The organism is Ruegeria meonggei, assembly GCF_042768335.1.
In the GTDB taxonomy this organism is placed as follows: domain Bacteria; phylum Pseudomonadota; class Alphaproteobacteria; order Rhodobacterales; family Rhodobacteraceae; genus Ruegeria; species Ruegeria meonggei.
On record NZ_JAXHBT010000001.1, the window covers coordinates 3,943,407 to 3,967,850 of the forward strand.

The 24,444-nt window shown below is 57.6% G+C and carries 26 protein-coding genes and 1 riboswitch; of the genes, 17 read left to right on the top strand and 9 right to left on the bottom strand.

Going from position 1 to position 24,444, the window contains the following annotated elements; translation table 11 throughout:
- Positions 1-42 precede the first annotated feature (42 nt).
- Positions 43-840 (top strand): phytanoyl-CoA dioxygenase family protein, encoded by a 798-nt coding sequence (locus SJY13_RS19700; RefSeq protein WP_377193367.1) that lies wholly within the window; start codon positions 43-45, stop codon positions 838-840.
- An 18-nt stretch (positions 841-858) separates the two neighbouring features.
- Here SJY13_RS19700 and SJY13_RS19705 read toward each other — a convergent pair whose 3' ends face one another.
- Positions 859-1,722 carry a glycosyltransferase family protein gene (locus SJY13_RS19705; RefSeq protein WP_085824282.1) on the bottom strand — a complete coding sequence of 288 codons (864 nt, stop codon included), beginning with the start codon at positions 1,720-1,722 and terminating at the stop codon, positions 859-861.
- A gap of 120 nt (positions 1,723-1,842) precedes the next feature.
- Between SJY13_RS19705 and miaB the strand changes: the two genes are divergently transcribed.
- From miaB to SJY13_RS19755, 10 genes are all read left to right on the top strand, one after another.
- Positions 1,843-3,162: a tRNA (N6-isopentenyl adenosine(37)-C2)-methylthiotransferase MiaB gene (miaB, locus tag SJY13_RS19710; RefSeq protein ID WP_377193722.1), complete on the top strand. Its 1,320-nt coding sequence runs from the start codon at positions 1,843-1,845 to the stop codon at positions 3,160-3,162.
- A gap of 179 nt (positions 3,163-3,341) precedes the next feature.
- Entirely contained in the window at positions 3,342-4,109 is a 768-nt protein-coding gene (locus tag SJY13_RS19715) for an outer membrane protein (protein ID WP_377193369.1), read from the top strand.
- A 160-nt stretch (positions 4,110-4,269) separates the two neighbouring features.
- Positions 4,270-5,292: a PhoH family protein gene (locus SJY13_RS19720; RefSeq protein WP_085824281.1), complete on the top strand. Its 1,023-nt coding sequence runs from the start codon at positions 4,270-4,272 to the stop codon at positions 5,290-5,292.
- Positions 5,293-5,328: 36 nt separating this feature from the next.
- Positions 5,329-5,823, top strand: coding sequence for an rRNA maturation RNase YbeY (ybeY, locus tag SJY13_RS19725; protein WP_377193371.1), 495 nt, complete (start codon positions 5,329-5,331; stop codon positions 5,821-5,823).
- A gap of 35 nt (positions 5,824-5,858) precedes the next feature.
- The gene (locus SJY13_RS19730) at positions 5,859-6,746 is read left to right on the top strand and encodes a hemolysin family protein (protein WP_377193373.1); all 888 of its coding nucleotides are present in this window, start codon (positions 5,859-5,861) and stop codon (positions 6,744-6,746) included.
- Positions 6,743-8,242: an apolipoprotein N-acyltransferase gene (gene lnt, locus SJY13_RS19735; RefSeq protein WP_377193375.1), complete on the top strand. Its 1,500-nt coding sequence runs from the start codon at positions 6,743-6,745 to the stop codon at positions 8,240-8,242. Before SJY13_RS19730 ends, lnt begins: the two co-directional genes overlap by 4 nt.
- 39 nt (positions 8,243-8,281) lie before the next feature.
- Positions 8,282-8,330: riboswitch (SAM-SAH riboswitch) on the top strand.
- 5 nt (positions 8,331-8,335) lie between these two features.
- Positions 8,336-9,517 carry a methionine adenosyltransferase gene (gene metK, locus SJY13_RS19740; RefSeq protein ID WP_377193377.1) on the top strand — a complete coding sequence of 394 codons (1,182 nt, stop codon included), beginning with the start codon at positions 8,336-8,338 and terminating at the stop codon, positions 9,515-9,517.
- 103 nt (positions 9,518-9,620) lie between these two features.
- Positions 9,621-10,331, top strand: coding sequence for a tRNA (guanine(46)-N(7))-methyltransferase TrmB (gene trmB, locus SJY13_RS19745; protein WP_377193379.1), 711 nt, complete (start codon positions 9,621-9,623; stop codon positions 10,329-10,331).
- A gap of 68 nt (positions 10,332-10,399) precedes the next feature.
- Entirely contained in the window at positions 10,400-11,746 is a 1,347-nt protein-coding gene (gene aroA / locus SJY13_RS19750) for a 3-phosphoshikimate 1-carboxyvinyltransferase (protein ID WP_377193381.1), read from the top strand.
- Positions 11,743-12,360: a (d)CMP kinase gene (locus SJY13_RS19755; RefSeq protein WP_377193383.1), complete on the top strand. Its 618-nt coding sequence runs from the start codon at positions 11,743-11,745 to the stop codon at positions 12,358-12,360. Before aroA ends, SJY13_RS19755 begins: the two co-directional genes overlap by 4 nt.
- Positions 12,361-12,377: 17 nt before the next feature.
- Here the strand turns inward: SJY13_RS19755 and SJY13_RS19760 are convergent, their stop codons facing one another.
- Positions 12,378-12,857, bottom strand: a complete 480-nt coding sequence (locus SJY13_RS19760; protein ID WP_377193385.1) for a YHS domain-containing (seleno)protein — start codon at positions 12,855-12,857, stop codon at positions 12,378-12,380.
- A gap of 218 nt (positions 12,858-13,075) precedes the next feature.
- Here SJY13_RS19760 and SJY13_RS19765 point away from each other — a divergent pair, with 218 nt between their 5' ends.
- Positions 13,076-13,591, top strand: coding sequence for a hypothetical protein (locus SJY13_RS19765; protein WP_377193387.1), 516 nt, complete (start codon positions 13,076-13,078; stop codon positions 13,589-13,591).
- A 9-nt stretch (positions 13,592-13,600) separates the two neighbouring features.
- Here SJY13_RS19765 and SJY13_RS19770 read toward each other — a convergent pair whose 3' ends face one another.
- Entirely contained in the window at positions 13,601-14,008 is a 408-nt protein-coding gene (locus SJY13_RS19770; RefSeq protein ID WP_377193388.1) for a hypothetical protein, read from the bottom strand.
- A gap of 349 nt (positions 14,009-14,357) precedes the next feature.
- On the opposite strand from SJY13_RS19770, the gene rpsA reads away from it, so the two are divergent.
- The 5 genes from rpsA to trpB all read left to right on the top strand — a co-directional run bounded on the left by rpsA (position 14,358) and on the right by trpB (position 18,933).
- Positions 14,358-16,034, top strand: coding sequence for a 30S ribosomal protein S1 (rpsA, locus tag SJY13_RS19775; protein WP_085824270.1), 1,677 nt, complete (start codon positions 14,358-14,360; stop codon positions 16,032-16,034).
- A gap of 271 nt (positions 16,035-16,305) precedes the next feature.
- Positions 16,306-16,590 (top strand): integration host factor subunit beta, encoded by a 285-nt coding sequence (gene ihfB / locus SJY13_RS19780; protein ID WP_037310872.1) that lies wholly within the window; start codon positions 16,306-16,308, stop codon positions 16,588-16,590.
- 6 nt (positions 16,591-16,596) lie between these two features.
- The gene (locus tag SJY13_RS19785; protein WP_377193390.1) at positions 16,597-16,947 is read left to right on the top strand and encodes a lipopolysaccharide assembly protein LapA domain-containing protein; all 351 of its coding nucleotides are present in this window, start codon (positions 16,597-16,599) and stop codon (positions 16,945-16,947) included.
- A gap of 9 nt (positions 16,948-16,956) precedes the next feature.
- Positions 16,957-17,598, top strand: a complete 642-nt coding sequence (locus SJY13_RS19790) for a phosphoribosylanthranilate isomerase (protein ID WP_377193392.1) — start codon at positions 16,957-16,959, stop codon at positions 17,596-17,598.
- A gap of 87 nt (positions 17,599-17,685) precedes the next feature.
- Positions 17,686-18,933 carry a tryptophan synthase subunit beta gene (gene trpB, locus SJY13_RS19795; protein WP_377193394.1) on the top strand — a complete coding sequence of 416 codons (1,248 nt, stop codon included), beginning with the start codon at positions 17,686-17,688 and terminating at the stop codon, positions 18,931-18,933.
- Positions 18,934-18,975: 42 nt separating this feature from the next.
- On the opposite strand, the gene SJY13_RS19800 is transcribed toward trpB, so the two are convergent.
- The 6 genes from SJY13_RS19800 to trpA all read right to left on the bottom strand — a co-directional run bounded on the left by SJY13_RS19800 (position 18,976) and on the right by trpA (position 24,431).
- Positions 18,976-19,350, bottom strand: coding sequence for a DUF2237 family protein (locus tag SJY13_RS19800; protein WP_377193396.1), 375 nt, complete (start codon positions 19,348-19,350; stop codon positions 18,976-18,978).
- A 9-nt stretch (positions 19,351-19,359) separates the two neighbouring features.
- Positions 19,360-20,523, bottom strand: a complete 1,164-nt coding sequence (locus tag SJY13_RS19805) for a serine hydrolase domain-containing protein (RefSeq protein ID WP_377193398.1) — start codon at positions 20,521-20,523, stop codon at positions 19,360-19,362.
- An 82-nt stretch (positions 20,524-20,605) separates the two neighbouring features.
- Complete coding sequence (pth, locus tag SJY13_RS19810) at positions 20,606-21,286, bottom strand: aminoacyl-tRNA hydrolase (RefSeq protein WP_377193400.1); 681 nt, start codon at positions 21,284-21,286, stop codon at positions 20,606-20,608.
- A gap of 137 nt (positions 21,287-21,423) precedes the next feature.
- The gene (locus SJY13_RS19815) at positions 21,424-22,077 is read right to left on the bottom strand and encodes a 50S ribosomal protein L25/general stress protein Ctc (RefSeq protein WP_085824263.1); all 654 of its coding nucleotides are present in this window, start codon (positions 22,075-22,077) and stop codon (positions 21,424-21,426) included.
- A 258-nt stretch (positions 22,078-22,335) separates the two neighbouring features.
- Positions 22,336-23,502, bottom strand: coding sequence for an alpha-hydroxy acid oxidase (locus SJY13_RS19820; RefSeq protein ID WP_377193402.1), 1,167 nt, complete (start codon positions 23,500-23,502; stop codon positions 22,336-22,338).
- 137 nt (positions 23,503-23,639) lie between these two features.
- The gene (gene trpA, locus SJY13_RS19825; protein ID WP_085824343.1) at positions 23,640-24,431 is read right to left on the bottom strand and encodes a tryptophan synthase subunit alpha; all 792 of its coding nucleotides are present in this window, start codon (positions 24,429-24,431) and stop codon (positions 23,640-23,642) included.
- Positions 24,432-24,444 lie beyond the last annotated feature (13 nt).

The window sequence follows — 24,444 nt, forward strand, 5'->3', positions numbered from 1 at the left end:
GTCTCATGCGCAGATCATCTGACCACGGGCACGGAGACAGAGATGACGCATCCTTTGATTACCCAGGACTTGATCGACACCTACCAGAAGGACGGTGTTGTTTTGATCAAAGGGTTGTTTGCAAATCACGTGGACACGCTGCGCGACGGTATTGCGGCGAATATGGCAGAGCCGGGTCCGTACGCATCCGAGAACAAAAAGCAGGGTGAGACGGGCCTGTTCTTTGACGATTACTGCAATTGGCACCGGATCGGTCAGTTTCGGGATGTGATAAAAAACTCTCCGGCGGCGGAGGTTGCGGCCGACCTCATGCAGTCACAAACCGTGCAGATGTTTCACGACCACGTCTTGGTCAAGGAACCGGGGACGTCGATGGCAACGCCGTGGCACCAGGACGGGCCTTATTACTTTGTTGAAGGTCGCCAAACGGTCAGTTTCTGGTCACCACTGGACCCTGTGAAACAGGCGACATTGCGCTGCGTTGCCGGGTCCCACCTGTGGGAAAAAGAAGTGTTACCAACGCGCTGGGCCTCGGAAGATGGGTTTTTCCCGGACGAGGGCCAGTACATACCCGTCCCTGATCCAGATGCCGAGGGTATGAAAGTGGTGGAGTTCGAAATGGAACCCGGCGATGCGGTTGCCTTCAACTATCGCACGCTGCACGGAGCCCGTGGGAACCAGTCAGACCGCCGTCGCCGTGCTTTTTCGCTGCGTCTGGTTGGCGATGATGCGCGATATGTCGAACGTCCGGGTCGAACCTCTCCGCCATTTCCCGGCCACGACATGATCCCCGGCCAGCGGCTGCGCGAAGACTGGTTTCCGGTTCTGTTGCAGCGTTAGATCAAAGGCCCGGTCGGATCAGAACCACTGACCGGGTTCGATCAGCCCCAGATCCAGCAATTGGCTTGACGACCATTGAAACGGAACCGAGTTTCGCCAGCGAAACGTTGGGATGTCGAATGTCGATCCGGCGTTGCTTTTCAAGGCTTTGGCCGCTCGGAATGAGCAAATTGCTGCTGTCATGTTGTGGTGCCAGGGGCAGGAATAAGTATTGTACTCGGGTTCATCGAACGTGTGATCGGGCTGCAATTTCAGGTCTTTGCGGGACTTGAAAAGGGCGATCCGGTCGATGCGCCGTCGCTCGTACGGAATGTGGTCCTCGAACCGCCAGCGCAAACCACCTGACATATCCAACTGACGGTCGACTGGTTGGTCGTCTACGTCGTGGCGCGTGTGGGCGTAGTAGCCTGTGCTGTCCAGCATCGCGTGGTCCGGGGCGACACCGTTTGGAAAGTCGGTCAGATCACCCGCATACAGATCGACCACATGGCTGAGCATCGCATCCCGGCGCTCTTCTGTGTGAAAGGCCAGCAATTCGCCGACCGTACGGGTCTCGCAAAACGGAAAAAACAGGTATTCGGCGTTATAGCAGTAATACATCCAAAGCCCGGGCGCGGCCTGGATCAGCCTGTTGACCGTGTCAAACACCACCGTTCTAGGGGCGCAGGCCAGAGCGACGCGGTGGATGCGGTCCGACAGCTCGGGGTTCAGCGCAAAATCCTGCGGCATGAAGGCGATCAGGGATTTGAAACCCAGGTTCAGGTGGTGTTGGATGGTGCTGGCGATCTCAACATCGTCCTCGGCAAAGATCAGCGCGACAGGGCCCTTGGCCAGAGCGCTTTTGCCCGAAGTCAGAAAATCGTCAATTGAGTCGTATTGCATCGCCTGTCCGGTTCCACTTTGCTGGAATCTCCGGCCAAAATCGGGTAATCGCGCGGGCATTGCAAGCGGCGTTCGTAAGGTATAGACGACGCCGATCCCGCGAACGCAAAGGCTATGACCATGTCAGACCCCAAAAAGCTGTACATCAAAACTTATGGTTGTCAGATGAATGTCTATGACAGCGAGCGTATGGCCGAAACGCTGGGCGGGCAGGGCTATGTTGAAACCCAAACCCCCGATGACGCGGATATGATTTTGCTGAACACCTGCCATATCCGGGAAAAAGCGGCCGAAAAAGTCTATTCCGAGCTGGGTCGGTTCAAAGGGTTGAAGGCCGAAAAACCCGATCTCAAGATCGGTGTTGCCGGCTGCGTCGCGCAGGCCGAGGGCGAAGAGATCATGCGTCGCCAGCCTCTGGTCGATCTGGTAGTTGGGCCGCAAAGCTATCACCGCCTGCCCGAGATGGAGGCGAAGACGCGCGAAGGTGCAAAAGCGCTGGATACGGACTTCCCCGAAGAGGACAAGTTCGAAATGCTGAAGAACCGACCAAAGGCCAAACGAGGCCCGACGGCGTTTCTGACCGTACAAGAGGGTTGCGACAAGTTCTGTGCCTTCTGTGTCGTGCCTTATACCCGAGGTGCCGAGGTCAGCCGCCCTGCTGACCGTATCCTGCGCGAGGCACAGGATTTGGTCGAGCGTGGCGTGCGCGAGATCACTCTGCTTGGTCAGAACGTGAACGCGTATCACGGCGCAGGTTCGAACGGCGACATGACGCTGGCTGGTCTGATCTGGGAGCTGAACAAGGTCGATGGTCTGGAGCGCATTCGTTTTACCACCTCGCACCCCAATGACATGGCCGACGATCTGATCGAGGCGCATGGGACTTGTGAAAAACTGATGCCTTACCTGCATCTTCCGGTGCAATCAGGATCGGACAGAATCCTAAAGCGTATGAACCGCAGCCATACGGCGGAAAGTTACCTGCGACTGCTCGAACGCATCCGGGCTGCACGTCCGGATATCGTGATGTCGGGCGACTTTATCGTCGGGTTTCCCGAAGAAACTGAAGAGGATTTTCAGGCCACACTGGATCTGGTTGAGCAGGTCAAATACGGCTATGCCTATTCGTTCAAGTATTCCACGCGGCCCGGAACACCTGCGGCGGAACGGTCTCAGGTTGATCCTCAGGCGGCGGATGACCGCCTACAGCGCCTGCAAGCTCTGATCACGCGGCATCAGCGCGAAATTCAGGATGCAATGGTTGGGCGCACAGTCCGCGTCCTGTTTGAAAAACCCGGTCGCCTTCCGGGGCAAATGGTTGGAAAGTCTGAGTATCTGCATTCGGTACACGTGTCTGACGCGGATGTTGGAATCGGCGATCTGAAGGACGTTCGGATCACGTCGTCCGGTGCGAACTCGCTGGCCGGAGCGCTGGTTTGATCCTGTTTTAGGGTGTGTCCTGAATACTGTCGGTGGCGTTTGTTTCCAAAATTAACCCTTGATTTATGCCTTGGAACTATGTTCCGAGAAAGGTCAGATTTTCGGGGCGTGTGTTTTGTGCCCGTTAGAAACAAGATCTGCGCCGACCTGTTTTCAGGTTAGGACGATGGAGGGTGCGAGTGAAATTCCTGAAACGTTACTTTGGACCGGGCAGACATACCGCCCTTTCGACCCTGCTGGTCTATTCCATCCTGTCCAGCGCGACAGTCGCTGGTAATCTGGATCAGGGCGTCACCGATGCGCCCGTTGTCAGCCCAAAACGGTTCAGCAGCGATGTAAACGCCTTTTACCTTGGGCTTTCCGGGGGCTATGCGACCGGGGGCACAGACAGGTTTGGTCTACGTACATCCACGGGGTCTCTCTTTGAAATAGGGGAAGTAGACCTGAGCGGTGGCTACGGTGGCATCCGCGGCGGATGGCGTGGCGTTTTGCCTGCCATGGGTGGTCGCGACTATGTCTACGGGTTTGAGCTTGGTTACGATTTTGGCTCGCTCGATGATGAAGTTTCAACTCAGATTGGCGGTGTGGATGTAACAGGCGGGTCCGAGGTATCCGATGTCTTGTCCGTGCGTTTTCGCAACGGGCTTAGCAACAAAAGCGGCACCGTTTTGTATTTCCTCACCGTTGGCTATGTGCAGGGTGACGTCACAACCACCAGCAGCATTACGTCCGGCACTGCAGTTCAGTCCCTGGAGGACGAAGGAAGTCGGCCGGGGTTTTCGGCAAGCATCGGGGCCGAACACCGGCTGAATGAAAACTGGTCCATAACGGGCGAGTATGAATATGTGCAATTCGAGTCGGAGACGGTTGAATTCGACGGTGGGTTTTCAACAAAATCCACGCCGCGCTATCGTGGATTGAGATTTGGTTTGAACTACACCTTTTGATACCTGCCCCTCAAAAGCCGCACGCCAAGGGATTTGCGGCAAGCGCGGCTTAAAACTCGGCGGTTTTACCATCCGATACGGAAAAAATGAAACTGTGGCTTGCGCCCACCAAGATTTGTTGTCTACGCTCAAGATGAAAACGCCAACACAGGAGAACGTATTGGCCATCGGTGCCCTGACCCCACCGCAAAACGAAATGCCCCAGCGCGAGGCGTTTGTAGAATTTCCTGACAACCGGTTATTGATTGATCTGTGCGGCGAGTACGACCGCAACTTGACCGATATCGAACAGAAGCTGTCCGTCCAGATCGTGCGGCGCGGCAACCAGCTTGTTGTCATGGGTGACGAAGACGCCCAGAAACAGGCGATCGAGGTGCTTCAGTCGCTATACACGCGGCTTGAAGGCGGCCGCGATGTCGAGGCTGCGGATGTAGACCGCGAGCTGCGGATGGGTGGTGCAGAAAAAGGAACCGGTACCCGAGACGGCGACCAGTTAGAGATGTTCAAGGGCGGGACAGTCGAGATCAAGACCCGCAAAAAACTGGTCGAGCCGCGCACTGATGCACAGAAGGCCTATGTCCAGTCCCTGTTCAATAATGAGCTGGCCTTTGGAATCGGCCCCGCCGGGACCGGCAAGACCTATCTGGCGGTCGCGGCAGGTGTGTCGATGTTCATCGGGGGTCATGTTGACCGGATCATCCTCAGTCGCCCGGCCGTCGAGGCGGGTGAAAAGCTGGGCTATCTGCCCGGTGACATGAAGGACAAGGTCGACCCCTATATGCAGCCGCTCTATGATGCGTTGAACGACTTTTTGCCGGGCAAGCAACTGGCCAAGTTGATCGAGGAAAAGCGAATCGAAATTGCCCCGCTGGCCTTTATGCGCGGGCGCACGCTGGCCAATGCGTTTGTGGTTCTGGATGAGGCGCAAAACGCAACAACTATGCAGATGAAGATGTTTCTGACCCGGCTGGGCGAAGGCAGTCGCATGGTCATTACCGGTGATCGGTCTCAGGTTGACCTGCCACGTGGGGTTCAATCCGGCTTAGCGGATGCTGAACGCTTGCTGAATACGATCCCAAATATCAGCTTCAACTATTTCACTTCGAAAGATGTCGTGCGCCACCCGCTTGTCGCCGCCATCATCGAAGCGTATGAGGCCGACTCGGGCCGCGAGACGAGGTAATCGTCAAAGCCCGAACAGGGCTTTGGACGGCGTGACATGAATCTTGAACTGACAATCGTTGATCCGCGCTGGCAGGGTCTTGAGGCGCTGGCGACACGCGCCGTTCAGGCAGTGATGGATCACTGCGACCTGGAGGCGGACCTTTGCGAGATCAGCTTGCTGGCCTGTGATGACACCCGAATCGCTGAGTTGAATGGGGAGTTTCGGGAAAAACCGACGCCCACCAACGTGCTCAGCTGGCCGGCCGAAGATTTGGCTGCAGAAGCCGCTGGGCAGGCCCCGGAGTTGCCGACCCCGGACTTTACCGGAGAAATAGCACTGGGTGATATCGCTATTTCGTATGACACTTGCACGCGCGAAGCGGCTGAGGCAGGCAAACTCATGGACGATCACGTGACACACCTGATTATTCACGGAACGTTACATTTGCTGGGTTACGACCATATTCGTGACCTTGACGCCACTTTGATGGAGGCTGTTGAAGTCAATATACTTGGCAAACTGGGTATTGATGACCCATATAATGTGTAGAGATGGCCATTAAGGCCGATTAATTGGATAGGTTTATGGGCGATACAGACGGCAGTTCTATGGCGGCGCAGAGCGCGCAACCGAAGAACAGCGGTGACAATGTTAACGAGAAAGCCGGATTTTTTTCTCGGATAGTGGACGCGCTTTCACCACAAAGCGACGCAGAGGTTGACACGGCCAATGGGCACGAGGCTGACACAGTTCAGCCGCGCGGTATGATCAACTTGCGCCGGATGCGGGTTGAAGATGTCGCCATCCCAACGGCCGAGATTATCTCGGTTCCTTCAACGATCACTAAAGACGAATTGGCGCAGGTGTTTCGTGATAGCGGCCTATCCCGGATACCAGTTTACGAAGGGACGCTCGATACTCCGCTTGGGTTTGTACACCTCAAGGATTTTGCGTTGACCCATGGATTCAACGGGACGTCCAAGGAATTCGATCTGGTCTCGATGCTGCGCACGTTGTTGTTCGTGCCGCCTTCGATGCCGATTGGCATTCTGATGACCAAGATGCAGACCGAACGTCGCCACATGGCGTTGGTGATTGACGAATATGGCGGTGTCGACGGGCTGCTGACGATTGAAGACCTGATTGAGCAGGTCGTGGGCGAAATCGCGGATGAGCATGACGCAGATGAAGACCAGCTTTGGGTGCATGAAAAACCCGGCTGCTATGTCGTTCAGGCCCGCGTCCCGCTGGACGAATTTGAGGCCGAGATCGGGCGTTCACTAACCAGTCATGAAGATGTGGACGAAGAAGAGATTGATACTCTGGGTGGTCTGGTCTTCATGCTATCAGGCCGCGTTCCGGCGCGGGGTGAGGTCGTGTTGCATCCCGAGGGCCCTGAGTTTGAGGTGATCGACGCAGATGCGCGGCGGATAAAGCGATTGCGCGTGATGTTGCCGGACCTTGTTGGATGAACCCTGCACAAGGCTGGCCCTTGTGGCTGAGACTTATACTGGCGGTCCTGCTGGGCGCGCTTGCGGCCTTTGGTCTTGCGCCATTTGGCCTCTGGATGGCCACGCTGCTAGCGCTGGTGCTGTTGGCACCGCTTTTTCTGTCCACTGAAACGCGGATGCGGGCGGCCTGGCTGGGCTGGGCTTTTGCGACCGGATATTTCGCCAATGCCCTCAACTGGATCATCGAGCCGTTCCTTGTCGACGCAGAGCGCCACGCGTGGATGGCGCCCTTTGCGCTTGTCCTTATGGCGGGTGGATTGGGCTTGTTCTGGGCGCTGGCATTTTGGGTCGCGCGGCGTCCCGGTGCCATAGCTGTTCAACAGACAACGTTTCTGGCCATCGCCATTTCATTGACGGAATGCGCCCGCGGCTATGTGCTAACGGGGTTCCCGTGGGCCGGGATGGCACAGGTCTGGGTCGATACGCCGGTCGCACAGTTGCTTTCGTTGTTCGGACCTTATGGTCTGGGCACGTTGACCTTACTTGCAACCCTGCCTTTGGGCGCGGCGCTGACACAGCGCGGCGGGTTTGCCCTGCCGCTTGGCCTGACGTTGGGGGCTGTCTGTCTGGTCGCCGGATACGCCGCGACGCGCCCGGAGGTCACTGTCACCGGCAATGTTGTGCGTCTGATCCAACCCAATGCTCTGCAGCATCAGAAATGGGATCCCGAATTCGCGCCGCTCTTTTTTGCGCGTCAGATTGAACTCACAGCAGCACGGCCCAGGCCGGATTTGATTGTTTGGCCTGAAACGTCGGTACCCGCGTGGTTGGGCAGCGCGCAGCCTTATCTGGATGTCGTCGCCGAAGCGGCGCAGGGAACGCCGGTCTTTCTGGGCATCCAGCGTGGCGACGGCCCGCGCATTTACAATTCGATGATCTATCTGAATGAGGACGGCCAGCAGCAGGGTCTGTATGACAAACACCATCTGGCCCCGTTTGGAGAGTACGTGCCGTTTGGCGATGTGATGGCGAAGTTCGGCATTTACGGTATGGCGGCAACCACTGGTCACGGGTTCAGCGCGGGTCCCGGTGCTGCCCTGATGGATGCGGGCAAATTGGGCAAGGCGCTGCCACTGATCTGCTACGAGGCGGTGTTTACACAAGATGTTCTGTCCGCACCGGGCAGGGCGGATTTTCTGTTGCAGATCACCAATGATGCCTGGTTCGGTACGCGATCCGGCCCGTATCAGCATCTGGCGCAGGCCCAGATGCGGGCGATTGAACAAGGGCTGCCGATGATGCGCTCGGCTAATACCGGCGTGTCGGCAATGATTGATCCGCTGGGACGTATTACAGACGCGCTGGCACTGGGACAGGCGGGGTATGTCGACGCGGAACTGCCAGCACCCATGGCACCGACCGTTTATTCACGCTTGGGCGATAAACCGGTGATTTTTGCGCTTTTGGTGCTGCTTACGCTGCTCTGGCGCAACGCTGCACGGGGGCAAACACAATAACGGATTGACCCTGTCTTTGTGTGGGCGTATCCCCTCACATGCTTGTCACAACGGCTTCCTGGCGTGACGGGGAAATCTTAATGGAGCACTTTCATGTCCCGACAGAACTACACATTCACTTCGGAGTCCGTATCCGAAGGGCACCCGGATAAGGTTTGCGACCGGATTTCCGATGCCGTCCTTGATGCGCTTTTGAACGAAGAGCCCGAGGCGCGCGTGGCTTGTGAAACTTTTGCCACAACCAATCGGGTTGTCATCGGTGGTGAGGTGGGCCTGTCGGATCAGGACAAGCTGCACGACTATATGGGCCGTATCGATGAGATCGCCCGCGCCTGTATCAAAGATATCGGTTATGAACAGGACAAGTTCCATCACCATACCGTCGAGGTGACCAACCTGCTGCACGAACAATCCGCGCATATCGCGCAGGGTGTCGACGCAGCCGGCGAGAAAGACGAAGGCGCTGGCGACCAGGGCATCATGTTCGGTTATGCGACCACGGAAACACCAGCATTGATGCCGGCGCCGATCCAGTATTCCCACGCGGTTCTGCGGCGGTTGGCCGAGGTGCGTAAAAACGGGATTGAACCGGCGCTGGGCCCAGATGCAAAATCTCAGCTGTCGGTGATTTACCGTGATGGCATGCCGGTTGGCGTCAGCTCAATCGTGTTGTCGACTCAGCACCTGGATGCCGCGCTCAGCTCGGACGATATCCGCGCTATCGTTGAACCGTACATCCGCGAGACCCTGCCCGAGGGCTGGTTGACAGCGAATACCGAATGGCACGTGAACCCCACCGGCAAATTCGTGATTGGCGGACCGGACGGTGACGCAGGTCTGACCGGACGCAAGATCATCGTTGATACATATGGCGGGGCTGCGCCGCATGGTGGCGGTGCGTTTTCGGGCAAGGACCCGACCAAGGTGGACCGCTCGGCCGCTTACGCGGCGCGCTACCTGGCCAAGAACGTGGTCGCTGCTGGCATGGCCGAACGCTGCACCATCCAGCTGAGCTATGCGATTGGTGTGTCAAAGCCGCTGTCAATTTACGCCGATACGCATGGAACCGGCCAGATCGATGACGCGCTGATTGAAAAAGCTGTGGATCAGGTGATGGACCTGACACCTCGCGGCATCCGTCAGCACCTGGAACTGAACAAGCCGATCTACCAGCGTACCGCGGCCTACGGCCATTTTGGACGACAGCCCGAGGCAGATGGCGGTTTCAGCTGGGAGCGTACCGACCTGGCAGATGCGCTGAAAAAAGCAGTCTGAACTGAAACAAACCCAAGCGCGCCGCACCAGGCGCGCTTATTCGTTTCGGTGCAAGGCGTCGCAACGCTTGCAACGCCGCAGCCCGCGCAGTATGGGCACGCCCATGAGCACCCAGACCCCAAAACGCCCGCGCAGAAACTTCTATGGCCGCTTCAAGGGCAAGACCCTGAAGCCCAGCCAAAAGACGTATCTCAGCGAAGACCTTGACGCCTTGTCGCCGGGCGCTGTGGATTGGGATGTGAACCCCGAACGCACTCCGCTGGACCTAAAGGCGCTTTTTGGCGGCAAGGATGTCTGGCTTGAGGTTGGGTTTGGCGGTGGTGAACATCTGGTGCATCAGGCCGCAAACAATCCCGATATCGGTATCATCGGGGCAGAGCCTTACATCAACGGTGTTGCCATGTTGCTGGGCAAAATCCGTCGGGCCGGAGTTGAAAACCTTGCCGTGCATCCCGGTGACGCGCGCGATCTTTTCGATGTCTTGCCCGAAGCCAGCATTTCACGTGCCTTTCTGCTCTATCCCGATCCCTGGCCCAAAACCCGGCACCATCGCCGCCGGTTTGTGACGCCTGAACACCTGGAACCTCTGGCCCGGGCCCTGAAACCGGGGTCGATTTTCCGCGTGGCGACCGACATCCCCGACTATGTCCGCCAAACGCTGGAGGAAGTGCCGCGCGCCGGGTTCGAATGGCTGGCTGAGCGCCCTGCAGACTGGCGCGAGCCGTGGGAGGATTGGATTTCCACCCGCTACGAACAGAAAGCCCTGCGCGAAGGGCGCACGCCGCATTACCTGACCTTCCGCCGCAAAGGCTGATTGCGGCTGGACCAAGCGGCTCCAATTCGCTAATCGGCCTTAGACTGATAGCGCAAAAAGGAGCCCCCATGTCCGGACACGGCACGCCCATCCCGATGACCTCGCATCCCTGCGGCCCGCTGACCGGCACGGCAGAGGTGCCCGGCGACAAGTCGATCTCGCACCGGTCTCTGATCCTGGGTGCGATGGCTGTGGGTGAGACGAAGATCTCGGGTCTGCTAGAGGGCGAAGATGTTCTGGACACTGCCAGGGCCATGCGTGCCTTTGGGGCCGAAGTAACAGACCACGGCAATGGTGAATGGACAGTGCATGGTGTGGGTGTCGGTGGCATTGCCGAACCCGATCAGGTGATTGATTGCGGCAACTCGGGCACCGGTGTTCGCTTGATTATGGGCGCGATGGCGACCTGTCCGATTTCGGCGACTTTTACGGGCGACGCTAGCCTGAATAAACGCCCTATGGCGCGGGTCACTGATCCTTTGGCGCTGTTTGGCACGCAATCCGTAGGCCGCTCTGGCGGGCGGTTACCGATGACCATCGTAGGTGCGGCCGAACCCGTGCCTGTGCGGTACGAGGTGCCGGTGCCGTCAGCGCAAGTGAAATCCGCCGTGTTGCTGGCCGGTCTGAACGCCCCCGGCAAGACAGTGGTAATCGAGAAAGAGGCCACCCGCGACCATTCAGAACGGATGCTGGCGGGCTTTGGCGCGGAAATCACCGTTGAGGACACGGATGAGGGCAGGGTGATCACTTTGACCGGGCGGCCCGAGTTGAAGCCACAGGTCATTGCCGTGCCGCGCGACCCGTCCAGCGCGGCTTTCCCGGTCTGCGCTGCGCTGATCACGCCCGGTTCAGATGTGTTGATTCCGGGCATCGGACTGAACCCTACGCGCGCGGGGTTGTTTACCACGTTGCGCGATATGGGCGCAGACCTGACCTATGAAAACGAGCGCGAAGAGGGCGGCGAGCCCGTCGCCGATCTGCGCGCAAAGTATTCGCCCAACATGAAGGGCATCAATGTGCCCTCGGAACGCGCGGCCTCAATGATCGACGAATACCCGGTGCTGTCTGTGATCGCAGCAAATGCCACTGGCACTACGATGATGGGCGGCGTGAAAGAGCTACGCGTGAAGGAAAGCGACCGGATCGACGCAATGGCCCGAGGGTTGCGCGCCAATGGCGTCACCGTGGATGAGGGCGAAGACTGGTGGTCGGTCGAAGGCTTGGGCATCGGCAACATCCCCGGCGGCGGCACCTGCGAGAGCTTTCTGGATCACCGCATCGCCATGTCCTTCATGGTCATGGGAATGGGCGCCCAATCCCCGGTCTCGGTCGATGATGGTAGCCCGATTGCAACCTCTTTCCCGATCTTCGAGCCCCTGATGGCATCACTGGGTGCCAAGGTCGCGCGCAGATGAGCTTTACGGTTGCCATCGACGGGCCTGCAGCGGCCGGTAAGGGGACGATTTCCAAAGGGGTCGCTGCGCATTTCGGTTTCGCCCATCTGGACACAGGGCTGCTGTATCGCGCGGTTGGCCGTCGTACGCTGGACGGAATGGAGCCTGTAGCCTCGGCCAAGGATCTGACTGCTGAAGAACTGGAGCAGGGCGATTTGCGCACAGCTCAGATCGCACAGGCAGCCTCGAAAGTTGCTGTTATTCCGGATGTGCGTGCTGCGCTGGTGGATTTCCAACGCGCCTTTGCCCGTCGCGCAGGTGGCGCGGTTCTGGACGGACGAGACATCGGGACGGTTATTTGCCCTCGGGCCGAGGTCAAACTGTTCGTTACTGCCAGTGCCGAAGTTCGCGCAGAGCGGCGCTATTTGGAACTGAATGCAAAGGGTGCGGATGTCACTCGCGACCAGGTGTTGGCAGATGTTCGCGAGCGCGATGCGCGGGATGCCGAACGCAGCACCGCGCCGATGAAGCCTGCGGAGGATGCCATATTGCTGGATACCTCAGAGTTAAGCATCGAGGCGGCCCTCGCTCAGGCTGTGGCCTTGGTCGAGCAGAAACGGCCCGCGACGGGTTAATGCCGCGGGCCACTGGCTTAAAGCTCGCCAACAGCGATGCTTTTGATGTTACCCCATTGATCGTCAGCCGTTTTCGATGTGGCGGGTACATCTTTCAGGAATGCGGCGCGCGTTTCAGCACTCAGGAACAGATATAGCTTTCCATCAGCAACCAGATACTGGTCCGGATCGCCGTCAAATTTCTTACCGACCGACACGCCGAACGAACAGAACCCGCCATGTTGTGGCAGATAGGCGGCAGGGTTTGCCTCGAATGCTTCACGGTTTGCGGCGGTGGTGAAATAGTAAGAGGCACCTTCAAATGTTGCGGAGTTGGAGGCAAAACCTTCGACCGGATTGCCGTCATTGACCAGCGCAACCAGATCGACACCATGCGCGGCCAACGGCGCGCCCGCGGCCGAGATACCGTTTGAAACGTTGATCTCATCGGCTGCAAAGGCCGGGGCCGCGATCAGCGGCAGGGTGGCAATCAGAGTCGTCAGGATTAGGGATTTCATTGCATTTTCCTTTTGTGTTCAGGGGCGGGCTGGTTGATTTTCCATCCGCTGAAACAAAGTTAGGGCGTGGGTTTCGAACGCGCTATCGCAGCAAGGCCAGCAAACCTTGCAGATCGTCCAAAGAAGTGGGCGTGCAGGAAAGGCTCTTCACTAAGCTTTGTTTGGTCAGTGCGCAGGCAGGTTCCTATGGTTAGGAAATTGCCCGCAGGAGAGAGACCATGATCCGACTAGCCCTAATGCTGATATTTTTGGCCGGAAGCCTGGCAGCACAGGAGAGCGAGCCGCGCATGGACTACGAGCGTCTGGGCAATATCCTATTTGCGCTGGACCCCGATGCACAGCCGCATGGCCCCGGTTTTCAGATGACCGTGTCGGATGAGCTGGTTTTGGTGGTCATCGATTCCAATGCGGACCGGATGCGCGCCATGGTCCCCATCCGCAGCGCTGAAGGTCTGACCTCCGAAGACATGCAACGCATGATGCAAGCCAATTTCGACAGCACCCTGGACGCCCGCTATGCGATTGCCAATGGGATGCTGTGGGCCGCGTTCATCCACCCCTTGTCGCCGCTGGAAAAAGATCAACTGATTTCGGGGTTGGCACAGACAGTCAATATCGCGAAAACCTACGGCTCGCTCTACTCTGGTGGCGCGCAGCAATATGGTGGCGGCGACAGCGAGAATTTGCAGCGTGAATTGATCGATGAACTGCTGAAAAAAGGCGAAGAGATCTGATACCCGCGGTCACACAGGAACCGGCACCGCCGCTCGATCTCCCAGCAGATACCGGATGACATCGACATAATCGAACACCAGCGAAACCACGAGTGTCAGTAGTACAACGCGTATGATCCACTTTGGCGGGGTCGGTATGTCGGCACGCCCTTGTTGCCGCCATAGGTAATAGGCCAGCGGCGTCCAAGCCACTGCATGTCCCAGACCCATCAGACGGACATATCCCATCTGCGAGAAGATCAGTATCACCCCAACTGCGCCGAGCAAGCTGCCTACTACTGTGATCAATGCCGTCAGACGCGTTTGCCGCCAGATAACCAGTGTGATGGGCAGAACAAAGGCACCAAACATCAGGATGTTCAACCAAATCTGAACCCATTGGGGTTGCTGCGCGACAATGAGGTCAAAATCTTCCATGGTCCGACTAAAGCTCCGGTCGCTGGGTCGATAACTGTTGCCGGTGGGGTGCCGCAATAAACGGGTAGGTGCAACAGGGAAGGGCCGGGATCAGTGGAATGTGAACGCGGCAAGATTGTTTGGTCTGCTGGCGCGGAACCGCTTTCGACTTGCGAGACACCCGCCAAGCCGCTATAGAGCGCGCGTCGACAAGGCGATTTGAGCCATAAAACAATGAGACGAGCAGGGTCGGAACCAACCGGCCCTCTTTGTTTTGTGCACTAAGTCAGTTCGCCTGACCAATCTATTAAGACCGGCGGAGACAACCGCTCGGCCAGTAAAAACGTTATGTAAAGGAAAACACTGCCAGATGGCTGATACAACCATGGAGGAATTCGAAGCCCTCCTGAACGAAAGCTTCGAAATGGACACGCCCGAAGAGGGTTCTGTTGTCAAAGGCAAGGTTCTCGCAGTCGAAGCGGGCCAGGCCATCATCGACGTCGGCTACAAAATGGAAGGCCGCGTTGATCTGAAAGAATTCGCAAATCCCGGCGAAGCCCCTGAAATCGCTGTTGGTGACGAGGTAGAAGTTTACCTGCGCGCCGCAGAAAACGCCCGCGGCGAAGCTGTCATCTCTCGTGAGATGGCCCGCCGTGAAGAGGCATGGGACCGTCTGGAAAAAGCATACGCAGACGACCAGCGCGTCGAAGGCGCAATCTTTGGTCGTGTCAAAGGTGGCTTCACTGTCGATCTCGGTGGCGCAGTTGCGTTCTTGCCTGGTTCGCAAGTCGACGTCCGCCCCGTGCGCGACGCGGGCCCGTTGATGGGTCTAAAGCAGCCGTTCCAGATTCTGAAAATGGACCGCCGCCGTGGCAACATCGTTGTTTCGCGCCGTGCAATCCTTGAAGAATCGCGTGCCGAACAGCGTGCCGAAGTTATCGGCAACCTGACCGAAGGTCAGACCGTTGAAGGCGTGGTCAAGAACATCACCGAATACGGTGCGTTTGTTGATCTGGGCGGCGTAGATGGCCTGCTGCACGTCACCGATATGGCGTGGCGTCGTGTGAACCACCCATCCGAAATCCTGACGATCGGCGAGACAATCAACGTTCAGGTCATCAAGATCAACAAAGAGACCCACCGTATCAGCCTTGGCATGAAGCAGCTGCAGGACGATCCGTGGGATCTGGTTGCGGCCAAATACCCGCTGAGCTCGGTTCATCAGGGTCGCGTCACCAACATCACCGATTACGGCGCGTTCGTCGAGCTGGAAGCCGGTGTCGAAGGTCTGGTGCACGTGTCCGAGATGTCGTGGACCAAGAAAAACGTCCACCCCGGCAAGATCGTTTCGACCAGTCAGGAAGTCGACGTCATGGTTCTGGAAATCGACGGTGCCAAGCGCCGCGTGTCTCTGGGCCTGAAGCAAACTCAGCGCAACCCATGGGAAGTGTTTGCAGAAACACACCCCGAGGGCACCGAAGTCGAAGGCGAAGTCAAGAACATCACCGAATTCGGTCTGTTCATTGGCCTCGAAGGCGACATCGACGGCATGGTTCACCTGTCGGACCTGTCCTGGGACGAGCGTGGCGAGGATGCCATCCAGAACTACCACAAGAACGACGTGGTACAGGCCGTTGTGTCTGAAGTTGATGTCGAGAAAGAGCGTATCTCGCTGTCGATCAAAGCCTTGGGCGGTGACAAGTTCGCCGAAGCCGTGGGCGGCGTGAAGCGTGGCTCGATCATCACCGTTGAGGTCACCGCGATCGAAGATGGCGGCATCGAAGTGGAATACGAAGGCATGAAGTCCTTCATCCGCCGCTCTGACCTGTCGCGTGACCGTGCCGAACAGCGCCCCGAGCGTTTCTCGGTCGGTAACAAGGTCGACGTCCGCGTCACCAATGTCGACAGCAAAACCCGCCGTCTGGGTCTGTCGATCAAGGCACGTGAGATCGCCGAAGAGAAAGAGGCCGTGGAACAGTACGGTTCTTCCGACTCGGGCGCATCGCTGGGCGATATCCTGGGTGCAGCGTTGAAATCCGGCGACTAAGCTCGGGCCTCAGCCTTAGCCGATTTTTCGGCCTCGCGTGACTGCGCGGGGCCGTTTTTGTTGCGAATCAATATGTTCCGATTTTTAGGCTTGTTCCGGCGGTCGTTCGCGCTTGAGGCGAGGAATTTGGGCGAACAAGCGAAAAATTGCGTTACTTACCCACAAAATGTCCGCTTTGCCTAAAGAGTTTACGTTCCCCCGAACCGGGTTTTTTCCTATACTGTCCAAAGTAATAGACATGGTAAACCGGTCGCCTGGGAGGGAAATACTCATGATCCGTTCAGAACTGATTCAGAAAATTGCCGACGAAAACCCGCATCTCTATCAGCGAGACGTCGAGCGGATCGTGAATACTGTGTTCGAAGAAGTAACGGATGCGATGGCACGCGGCGACCGTGTCGAACTGCGTGGCTTTGGGGCTTTTTCCGTTAAACAGCGCGACGCGCGCGTGGGCCGCAACCCCAGAACCGGTGAGACCGTGCAGGTCGAAGAAAAATGTGTTCCGTTTTTCAAGACTGGCAAGTTGCTAAGGGATCGTTTGAACGGTAAAGCCTAGGCTATGATGCGTTACCTTCGATATGCTTTTCTGGCGGTCCTCGGGATCGTTCTTATCTCCATCTCTCTGGCCAACCGGGAATCGGTTGAGCTTAAGCTGATGCCGGACGCCTTTGCCGAACTTGTGGGCTTAAACCTCAGCACGTCCCTGCCGTTGTTTGTTGTCGTGCTGGGCGGTGTCGTCGCTGGCCTGATCATCGGCTTCCTGTGGGAATGGCTGCGCGAGCACAAACATCGCCGCGACGCCTCTGCCAAGACCAGCGAAGTGCGCAAGCTTGAGCGCGAGGTCAAGAAGCTTAAGAAAAAGCAGAATGAGGATCAGGACGAAGTGCTGGCGCTGCTGGACGAGGCAAGCTGAGGCCCTTAAATGCCGGATGTTTCTGTAAAAATCTGCGGCCTGACCGCACCGGATCACGTGCGCGCAGCAACCGACGCAGGTGCGCGGTACCTTGGGTTTAACTTCTTTCCCAAATCGCCCCGCTATGTCACGCCCCAGCAGGCGGCGGAACTGACGGCGCATGTTCCCGTCGGAGTGGCAAAGGTGGCCCTTGTTGTAAACGCCTCGGATGATCTGTTGGACAGCATCACGCAGGCGGCGCCTTTCGATATGTTGCAATTGCACGGATCCGAACCGGTAGACCGGGTGCGCGACGTAAAAGAAAGGTACGGCTTACCGGTGATGAAAGTGATCGGCGTGGCCGACACTGAGGATCTGGCCGCCATTGATACTTACAGCGAAGTGGCCGACCAGCTTTTGATCGACGCCAAGGCCCCCAAGACCGCGGTTCTGCCGGGAGGGAACGGGTTGGCATTTGATTGGCGTTTGCTGGCGGGGCGTAAATACTGGCGCAAACCCTGGATGCTGGCCGGTGGGTTGAACCCCAAAAACGTGGCCGAGGCGATCCGGATGACAGGCGCTCAGCAGGTCGATGTGGCCTCGGGCGTGGAAAACGCCCCGGGGGTCAAGGATGCCGCGCTGATGCGGGCCTTCATTGACGCGGTGCGATAACCCGGAGGCGGGACAAAAGGCGCGTTTTGCCATGGCAAAACCCGTCGTCACCTCCTATGAACAACGGGTATGACGAGGGAGACACCCATGGCCAACGATCTTTTCAATTCCTTCATGTCCGGCCCCGATGAACAGGGCCGTTTTGGCATCTTCGGCGGGCGGTTTGTCAGCGAGACTTTGATGCCGCTGATCCTGGCGCTGGAAGAGGAATACGAGAAGGCCAAGGACGATCCAACCTTCTGGGCCGAGATGGAAGATCTGTGGACCAACTATGTTGGTCGCCCTTCGCCGCTGTATTATGCGGAACGTCTGACCCAGCGTCTGGGCGGCGCGAAGATTTACCTGAAACGGGATGAGCTGAACCATACCGGCGCGCATAAGATCAACAACGTGCTGGGCCAGATCATTCTGGCGCGGCGCATGGGCAAAACCCGGATCATCGCCGAAACCGGGGCAGGGCAGCACGGCGTGGCAACCGCCACCGTCTGTGCAAAGTTCGGCCTGAAATGCGTGGTTTACATGGGCGCGCATGACGTGCAGCGGCAGGCCCCCAATGTGTTCCGCATGCGTCTGCTTGGGGCCGAGGTCATTCCGGTGACATCTGGCCGCGGTACCTTGAAAGACGCCATGAACGATGCCTTGCGCGACTGGGTGACAAATGTGAACGACACGTTCTACTGCATTGGCACGGTGGCGGGTCCGCATCCTTATCCGGCGATGGTGCGCGATTTCCAGTCGATCATCGGCAAAGAAGCCAAGGAACAGATGCACAAGGCCGAGGGCCGTTTGCCCGACACGCTTATCGCCGCCATTGGCGGTGGCTCGAACGCGATGGGTCTGTTTTATCCGTTTCTGGACGACAAGGACGTCAATATCATCGGCGTCGAGGCGGGTGGCAAGGGCGTGAATGAAAAGATGGAACATTGCGCGTCTCTGACCGGTGGACGTCCGGGCGTGCTGCACGGCAACCGCACCTATCTGCTGCAGGATGACGACGGGCAGATTCTAGAAGGTTATTCGATCTCAGCTGGGCTGGATTACCCGGGTATCGGGCCAGAACACTCGTGGCTGCATGAAATAGGCCGCGCACAATATGTCTCGATCACCGACAAAGAGGCGCTGGAGGCGTTCCAGCTGTGCTGCGCAACCGAGGGCATCATCCCGGCGCTGGAGCCCTGCCACGCATTGGCTCACGTCATGAAGATCGCGCCAGATTTGCCCGAAGATCACCTGATCTGCATGAACATGTGCGGGCGCGGCGACAAGGATGTGCAGACCGTGGCCAAATATCTGAATTTTGACATGTCGGATACCGAAGGTCGCAGCATCGATTGACCCCAAAATACGACGGGCCCGGGAAAGCCTGGGCCGGTTCGACTAGTTTTCGGTCGCGTGGTCTTTCAGCATGCGCAACGGCACCACTTCCAGTGCACGTTGATGGGTCGCTTCCAGATGCACTTTGGGGGCGCACCCTTCGTCATGGGCTTGAAGGAACCGTGCAGCGCACAGGCACCAGCTGTCCCCGGGCTTTAGCCCCGGAAAGTTGAAATCTGGGTGCGGGGTGCTCAGATCATTGCCCACGTATTTTGAGAAGGCCAGGAATTCGGCCGTCATCACCGCACAGACCGTGTGACTGCCCTGATCCTCGGGGCAGGTGTCGCAGGCCCCATCCCGAAAGAACCCGGTCAGCGGATCGCGCGAACATGGGGCCAGAGCGTCACCCAATACATTGATACTGTCCTGTTTCTGCATGGCTACACCTTACAGGCTTTGGGCAATCTTGCGGAACATCTCGATGTTTGCGTCGTTTACGCCGGGATCGCGAAACCTGCGATCTGCCCCAGTCGCAACAATCAGCATATCGCGGGGTTGATCAAAATAGATGTATTGACCATACACACCGCGCGCCAGAAATTCACCCTCATGCGCGCCAACAGGAATCCACCACTGGTATCCATAGCCGATCTTGCCGGATGCGGTCGGTGCGCTGGGCCAGACGGACTCGGCAATCCAGTCCGCAGGCACCAGTTGCTGGCCATCGTAAGTGCCGTTTTGCAGGATCATCTGGCCGAACCGGGCATAGTCGCGGGTGGTGAAGTTCAACCCGCCTAAAACAAAGGCTACGCCTGCACCGTCGGTGACGTAATAGCCGTCATGTTCCAACCCAAGCGGCTGCAATATCTTCTCGCTCAACAGCTCGGCAACGCTGCGGCCGGTTGCGCCGCGCACTACCATGCCGACGACATGGGTGTCGATTGAGACATACTGCCAGGTCTCGCCCGGCGCGGTGAAACTGTCCTGCAGAGAGGCTGCGAAATTGTCCAGTTCTCCGCCCAAGGCCACAACACGACCCATCCGGTTGATGTCCGAGTTGTAGTCCAGGTAGTCCTCATCAAAGGTCACGCCGCTGGCCATGTTCAACACGTTGCGGATCGTCACGCCTTCATAGGCCGAGCCTTCCAGTTTGGGCGCGTATTTCACCACCGGATCGTCCAGTGAATCGATTGCACCTTCGGCCAACAGGATACCGAAAAGGGCGGACAAATAGCTTTTGGCGACAGACCAAGATATCCGCCGGTCTTCGGCTGTTGTGCCCAGATAGTATTCCTCGAACCGGATCTGACCGCCTTGCATAACCAATAACGAGGTCACCGAGCGGTCTTCGATCCAAGTATCGGTGCCTTCCGGCAGGTCAAAGCCAGTGCCATAGCCAAGCTCTGATGTCGGCCCTTTGCCGCGTGGCAGGTCCACGGTTTTGAAGGCCTCATTCATATGGGAAAAGTTGTGAACGATCTTGTCTTCGGCAAACAGGGAATTCACGGCCATCAGGCGCTGAATTTCTTCTCGTTTCCAAATACCCACAACAACTGCGGCCAGCACCAGCATCAGCAGGATGCGCAGCACCCACTTCAACAAAGTTCTCATATGTCGCCTCCCATTTGAGTATCGTATTGGACCGTGCCCGGTGCCATTGGGCAAATGGGACGTTACGGCAAGAGATCTGGCTCTACCTGAATTTGTCCATCAGTTTCTGCATCGCTGAGCGGTCGTCAGGTTCAGAATGCGGCGCGGGTTTTGGCGCGGTTTTGGGTGCCTCCGCAGGTGATTTCGACGACCGCGGCGGGGCCGTGCGCAGCGCAACCGCATTCATGAACTTGCCACCTTCGCCGTCGGCGAGATGACCTGCGCCATCCGAGACGCCTCGCAGGACATCATCCAGCCAGTCTGCATCAGCTTTGGAAAAATCACCCAGCACATAGGGTGAGACCATTTCTTTTCGGCCCGGATGTCCGATCCCTAGGCGCACCCTGTCATAGGTCGGGCTGATATGTTCGTGGATCGAGCGCAAACCGTTATGGCCCGCATGCCCGCCGCCCGCCTTGACCCGCACCTTGCCGGGGGCAAGATCCAGCTCGTCATGGAACACCGTTACTTCGGTTGGCTCCAATTTATAAAAACGCATCGCTTCGCCCACTGTCTGGCCCGAGCGGTTCATGAAGGTTTGCGGTTTGATGAGCAGAACCTTTTCATGCCCCAGACGCCCTTCGGCGATTTCTGCCTGAAACTTGGACTTCCAGGGACCAAACCCGTGGTCATCGGCAATCCGGTCCACAGCCATAAAGCCGATATTGTGCCGATTGCGGGCGTATTTTGAACCCGGGTTTCCCAATCCGACAAACAACTTCATTGCTACGTCCCTATCTCAAGCGAGAAATGTACATCTGCTTGATCGCATGGTTTGTACTTGGGTTTCCACCCTCTGTGCACAAAGAAAAACGGGACCACAGGGGCCCCGTTTCGCAATCCAGAAAACTGGGTCTGGATTTATTCTTCTGCTTCTTCCTGACCAACGACTTCAACCTCGTCAACGGCCACTTCTTCGTCATCTTCGTCGTCGTCCGACGCAAGGCCGGTCGGGGCCGAGATGTTCGCAATAACGAAATCACGGTCGATGGTCGGCTTGGTGCCACCCGGCAGATCAACCGACGAGATGGTCACAACGTCATTGATTTCCATGCCGGTCAGATCAACGGTGATCTTCTCGGGGATGTCGCCGGCGGTGCACAACAGTTCGACTTCCGGGCGGACAACGGTCAGAACGCCACCCTTCTTGATACCGGGTGCCTCTTCTTCGTTGATGAAATCAACGGGAATGAACAGCGCGATTTTGGTGGTCCGACGCAGACGCATCAGGTCCAGGTGGGTCGGCAAGTCTTTGACAACGTCACGCTGAACGTCGCGGCAGATGACACGGACGTCATCGTGGCCTTCAACCTTCAGGTTCCACAGGGTCGACTTGAACCGGCCTGCTTTCAGGCGCTTGAACAGGACGTTAAACGGGATCTGAATCGGCAGCGGTTCTTTGTCGCCACCAAAAACAATGCCCGGAACCATGCCATCGCGGCGTGCCTGACGAGCGGCGCCCTTGCCTGTCCCCGTCCGTTCCAGAGCTACGAGATCAGGAATCTCTCCAGCCATGATAATTCTCCAATGTTAGGGCGGGCATCCTCCAAGGCTGTATACCCGCGTGAAGCCGCGTCCTTAGCTTGATTCATTGGATTTGGAAAGGCCTGCCGCAGGATTATTTTTCAGCGAGGCTCTGCCTCGCGCTCCGGGATATTTTTAGCCAGATGAAGCTGGGATCCCTTGTTCATCTGGCTACAAGTATCCCGGGGGAGGCGCCGCAGGCGTCGGGGGCAGAGCCCCCATGCCGAGGTCGGTTCAGACAGCGGCCGATCAGGTCTGCCAACATCCGCCAAAATCTTGGGGCACTAGCACGTTGTGGCGTCCCAGATCCTGGACGTGACGTTCGCCGCACAAGGCCATTGTGGTGTCCAGCTCTGTGCGGATGACGTTCAATGCCGTCGTGACGCCATTTTGACCCATGGCACCAAGACCGTACACGAATGCACGGCCGATAAAGGTGCCTTTGGCGCCAAGAGCCAACGCTTTCAGCACGTCCTGACCAGAACGAATGCCGCTGTCGAGATGGACCTCAACATCATTGCCCACGGTGTCCATGATTTGTGGCAACATCCGAATTGAGCTGAGTGCGCCGTCCAGTTGGCGGCCGCCATGATTTGAAACCACAATAGCATCCGCGCCCAGTTTAGCCGCCATTTTGGCATCTTCAGCGTCTAGTATCCCTTTCAGGATGACCTTGCCGCCCCACTGTTCCATCAATTTTTCGACCTTATGCCAATCCAGGCTGGGGTCGAATTGTTCTGCCGTCCATGCCCCCAGCGATGACGCATCAGAAATACCTTCGACATGGCCAACGATGTTACCGAATTCCCGGCGCTTCGCGCCCAGCATCTCAAGGCCCCAGGACCATTTGGTCATCAGGTTTGCGATGGTTTTTGCGGTCAGCTTTGGTGGGGCGGACAATCCGTTCTTCAAGTCCTTGTGCCGCTGCCCAAGTACTTGCAGGTCCAGCGTGATTACCAGGGCCGAACATTTAGCGTCTTTCGCCCGTTGGATCAGACGGCTTACGTAATCCTGATCCTTCATTGTATAGAGCTGGAACCAGAATGGTTTGTTGGTGTGTTCCGCCACGTCTTCGATCGAGTTGATCGACATGGTCGACAATGTAAAGGGGACACCGAAATCCTCGGCGGCTTTGGCGGCCTTCATCTCTCCGTCCGCATGTTGCATCCCGGTCAATCCGACAGGTGCCAGGGCGACCGGCATCGCGACCTCTTGTCCGATCATCTGCGATGCGGTTGAGCGCCCGGACATATCGACGGCAACCCGTTGGCGCAGCCTGATATCTTCAAAGTCTGAGCTGTTCTCGCGAAATGTCTGCTCTGTCCAGCTGCCGCTTTCTGCGTAATCGTAAAACATCCTCGGAACGCGGCGTTCATAGATGCGGCGGAGATCTTCTATGGTTGTGATGACGGGCATTTTGGGACGCTTTCGTCGATTTGGTTAAATTTTCATACCAATTTACTGACGCGTTGGTCAATCGCGTCCAGACAACAAAAAAGCCGCAGCAAGCAAAGAACTCACTGCGGCGGTTGAAAACGCGAATTTGGCTGTGGTCAGGCGGAGTGGGCTCCGTCGGCCAGCGATTTGACAAAGCCCAGGACATCGGGAACAGATTTGCCTTCGGCAATCTGACTGACAATGGCAGACCCGACCACAGCCCCGTCTGCGACACTGGCGATGGCTTTGGATTTGTCAGGCGTGTTGATGCCAAACCCAACAATCACCGGCAGATCGGTTGCCGATTTGATCCGGGCCACTTCGGGGCCGACATTGGTGGCCTGAGCCTCGGCCGCTCCGGTGATGCCGGTGATCGAGACATAGTACACAAAGCCCGAGGTGTTTTGCAGAACGCGGGGCAGGCGTTTGTCATCTGTGGTTGGGGTGGCAAGGCGAATAAAGTTGAGACCCGCCGCTTGTGCTGGCAAGCACAGTTCTTCATCTTCTTCCGGGGGCAGGTCGACGACGATCAGACCGTCGATCCCCGCGGCTTTGGCATCTGCCAAGAACGTGTCGACGCCCCGGCTGTAGATCGGATTGTAATACCCCATCAGGACAATCGGCGTTGTGTCATCGGATTCGCGGAAGGCGCGCGCCAGATCCAGCGTGCGCTGCAAGGTCATGCCGCTTTCCAATGCCCGTTGACCCGCGGCCTGAATGGTAGGGCCATCTGCCATCGGGTCGGTGAAGGGCAAGCCCAGCTCGATCACATCGACGCCCGCGCCGGGCAGGCCTTTTACGATTTCAAGCGAGGTGTCGAAATCGGGGTCGCCTGCCATGATGTAAGACACAAAGGCCTTTTTCCCTTCGGCCTTCAGGGCAGCGAACTTGGCATCTATACGGGTCATCTGCAGTCCTTGC

Coding starts and splice junctions, on each gene's coding strand:
- SJY13_RS19700 (WP_377193367.1), top strand. CDS start 43: ATGACGCATCCTTTGATTACCCAGGACTTGATCGACACCTACCAGAAG.
- SJY13_RS19705 (WP_085824282.1), bottom strand. CDS start 1,722: ATGCAATACGACTCAATTGACGATTTTCTGACTTCGGGCAAAAGCGCT.
- miaB (WP_377193722.1), top strand. CDS start 1,843: ATGTCAGACCCCAAAAAGCTGTACATCAAAACTTATGGTTGTCAGATG.
- ybeY (WP_377193371.1), top strand. CDS start 5,329: ATGAATCTTGAACTGACAATCGTTGATCCGCGCTGGCAGGGTCTTGAG.
- SJY13_RS19730 (WP_377193373.1), top strand. CDS start 5,859: ATGGGCGATACAGACGGCAGTTCTATGGCGGCGCAGAGCGCGCAACCG.
- lnt (WP_377193375.1), top strand. CDS start 6,743: ATGAACCCTGCACAAGGCTGGCCCTTGTGGCTGAGACTTATACTGGCG.
- metK (WP_377193377.1), top strand. CDS start 8,336: ATGTCCCGACAGAACTACACATTCACTTCGGAGTCCGTATCCGAAGGG.
- trmB (WP_377193379.1), top strand. CDS start 9,621: ATGAGCACCCAGACCCCAAAACGCCCGCGCAGAAACTTCTATGGCCGC.
- aroA (WP_377193381.1), top strand. CDS start 10,400: ATGTCCGGACACGGCACGCCCATCCCGATGACCTCGCATCCCTGCGGC.
- SJY13_RS19755 (WP_377193383.1), top strand. CDS start 11,743: ATGAGCTTTACGGTTGCCATCGACGGGCCTGCAGCGGCCGGTAAGGGG.
- SJY13_RS19760 (WP_377193385.1), bottom strand. CDS start 12,857: ATGAAATCCCTAATCCTGACGACTCTGATTGCCACCCTGCCGCTGATC.
- SJY13_RS19765 (WP_377193387.1), top strand. CDS start 13,076: ATGATCCGACTAGCCCTAATGCTGATATTTTTGGCCGGAAGCCTGGCA.
- SJY13_RS19770 (WP_377193388.1), bottom strand. CDS start 14,008: ATGGAAGATTTTGACCTCATTGTCGCGCAGCAACCCCAATGGGTTCAG.
- rpsA (WP_085824270.1), top strand. CDS start 14,358: ATGGCTGATACAACCATGGAGGAATTCGAAGCCCTCCTGAACGAAAGC.
- ihfB (WP_037310872.1), top strand. CDS start 16,306: ATGATCCGTTCAGAACTGATTCAGAAAATTGCCGACGAAAACCCGCAT.
- SJY13_RS19785 (WP_377193390.1), top strand. CDS start 16,597: ATGCGTTACCTTCGATATGCTTTTCTGGCGGTCCTCGGGATCGTTCTT.
- SJY13_RS19790 (WP_377193392.1), top strand. CDS start 16,957: ATGCCGGATGTTTCTGTAAAAATCTGCGGCCTGACCGCACCGGATCAC.
- trpB (WP_377193394.1), top strand. CDS start 17,686: ATGGCCAACGATCTTTTCAATTCCTTCATGTCCGGCCCCGATGAACAG.
- SJY13_RS19800 (WP_377193396.1), bottom strand. CDS start 19,350: ATGCAGAAACAGGACAGTATCAATGTATTGGGTGACGCTCTGGCCCCA.
- SJY13_RS19805 (WP_377193398.1), bottom strand. CDS start 20,523: ATGAGAACTTTGTTGAAGTGGGTGCTGCGCATCCTGCTGATGCTGGTG.
- pth (WP_377193400.1), bottom strand. CDS start 21,286: ATGAAGTTGTTTGTCGGATTGGGAAACCCGGGTTCAAAATACGCCCGC.
- SJY13_RS19815 (WP_085824263.1), bottom strand. CDS start 22,077: ATGGCTGGAGAGATTCCTGATCTCGTAGCTCTGGAACGGACGGGGACA.
- SJY13_RS19820 (WP_377193402.1), bottom strand. CDS start 23,502: ATGCCCGTCATCACAACCATAGAAGATCTCCGCCGCATCTATGAACGC.
- trpA (WP_085824343.1), bottom strand. CDS start 24,431: ATGACCCGTATAGATGCCAAGTTCGCTGCCCTGAAGGCCGAAGGGAAA.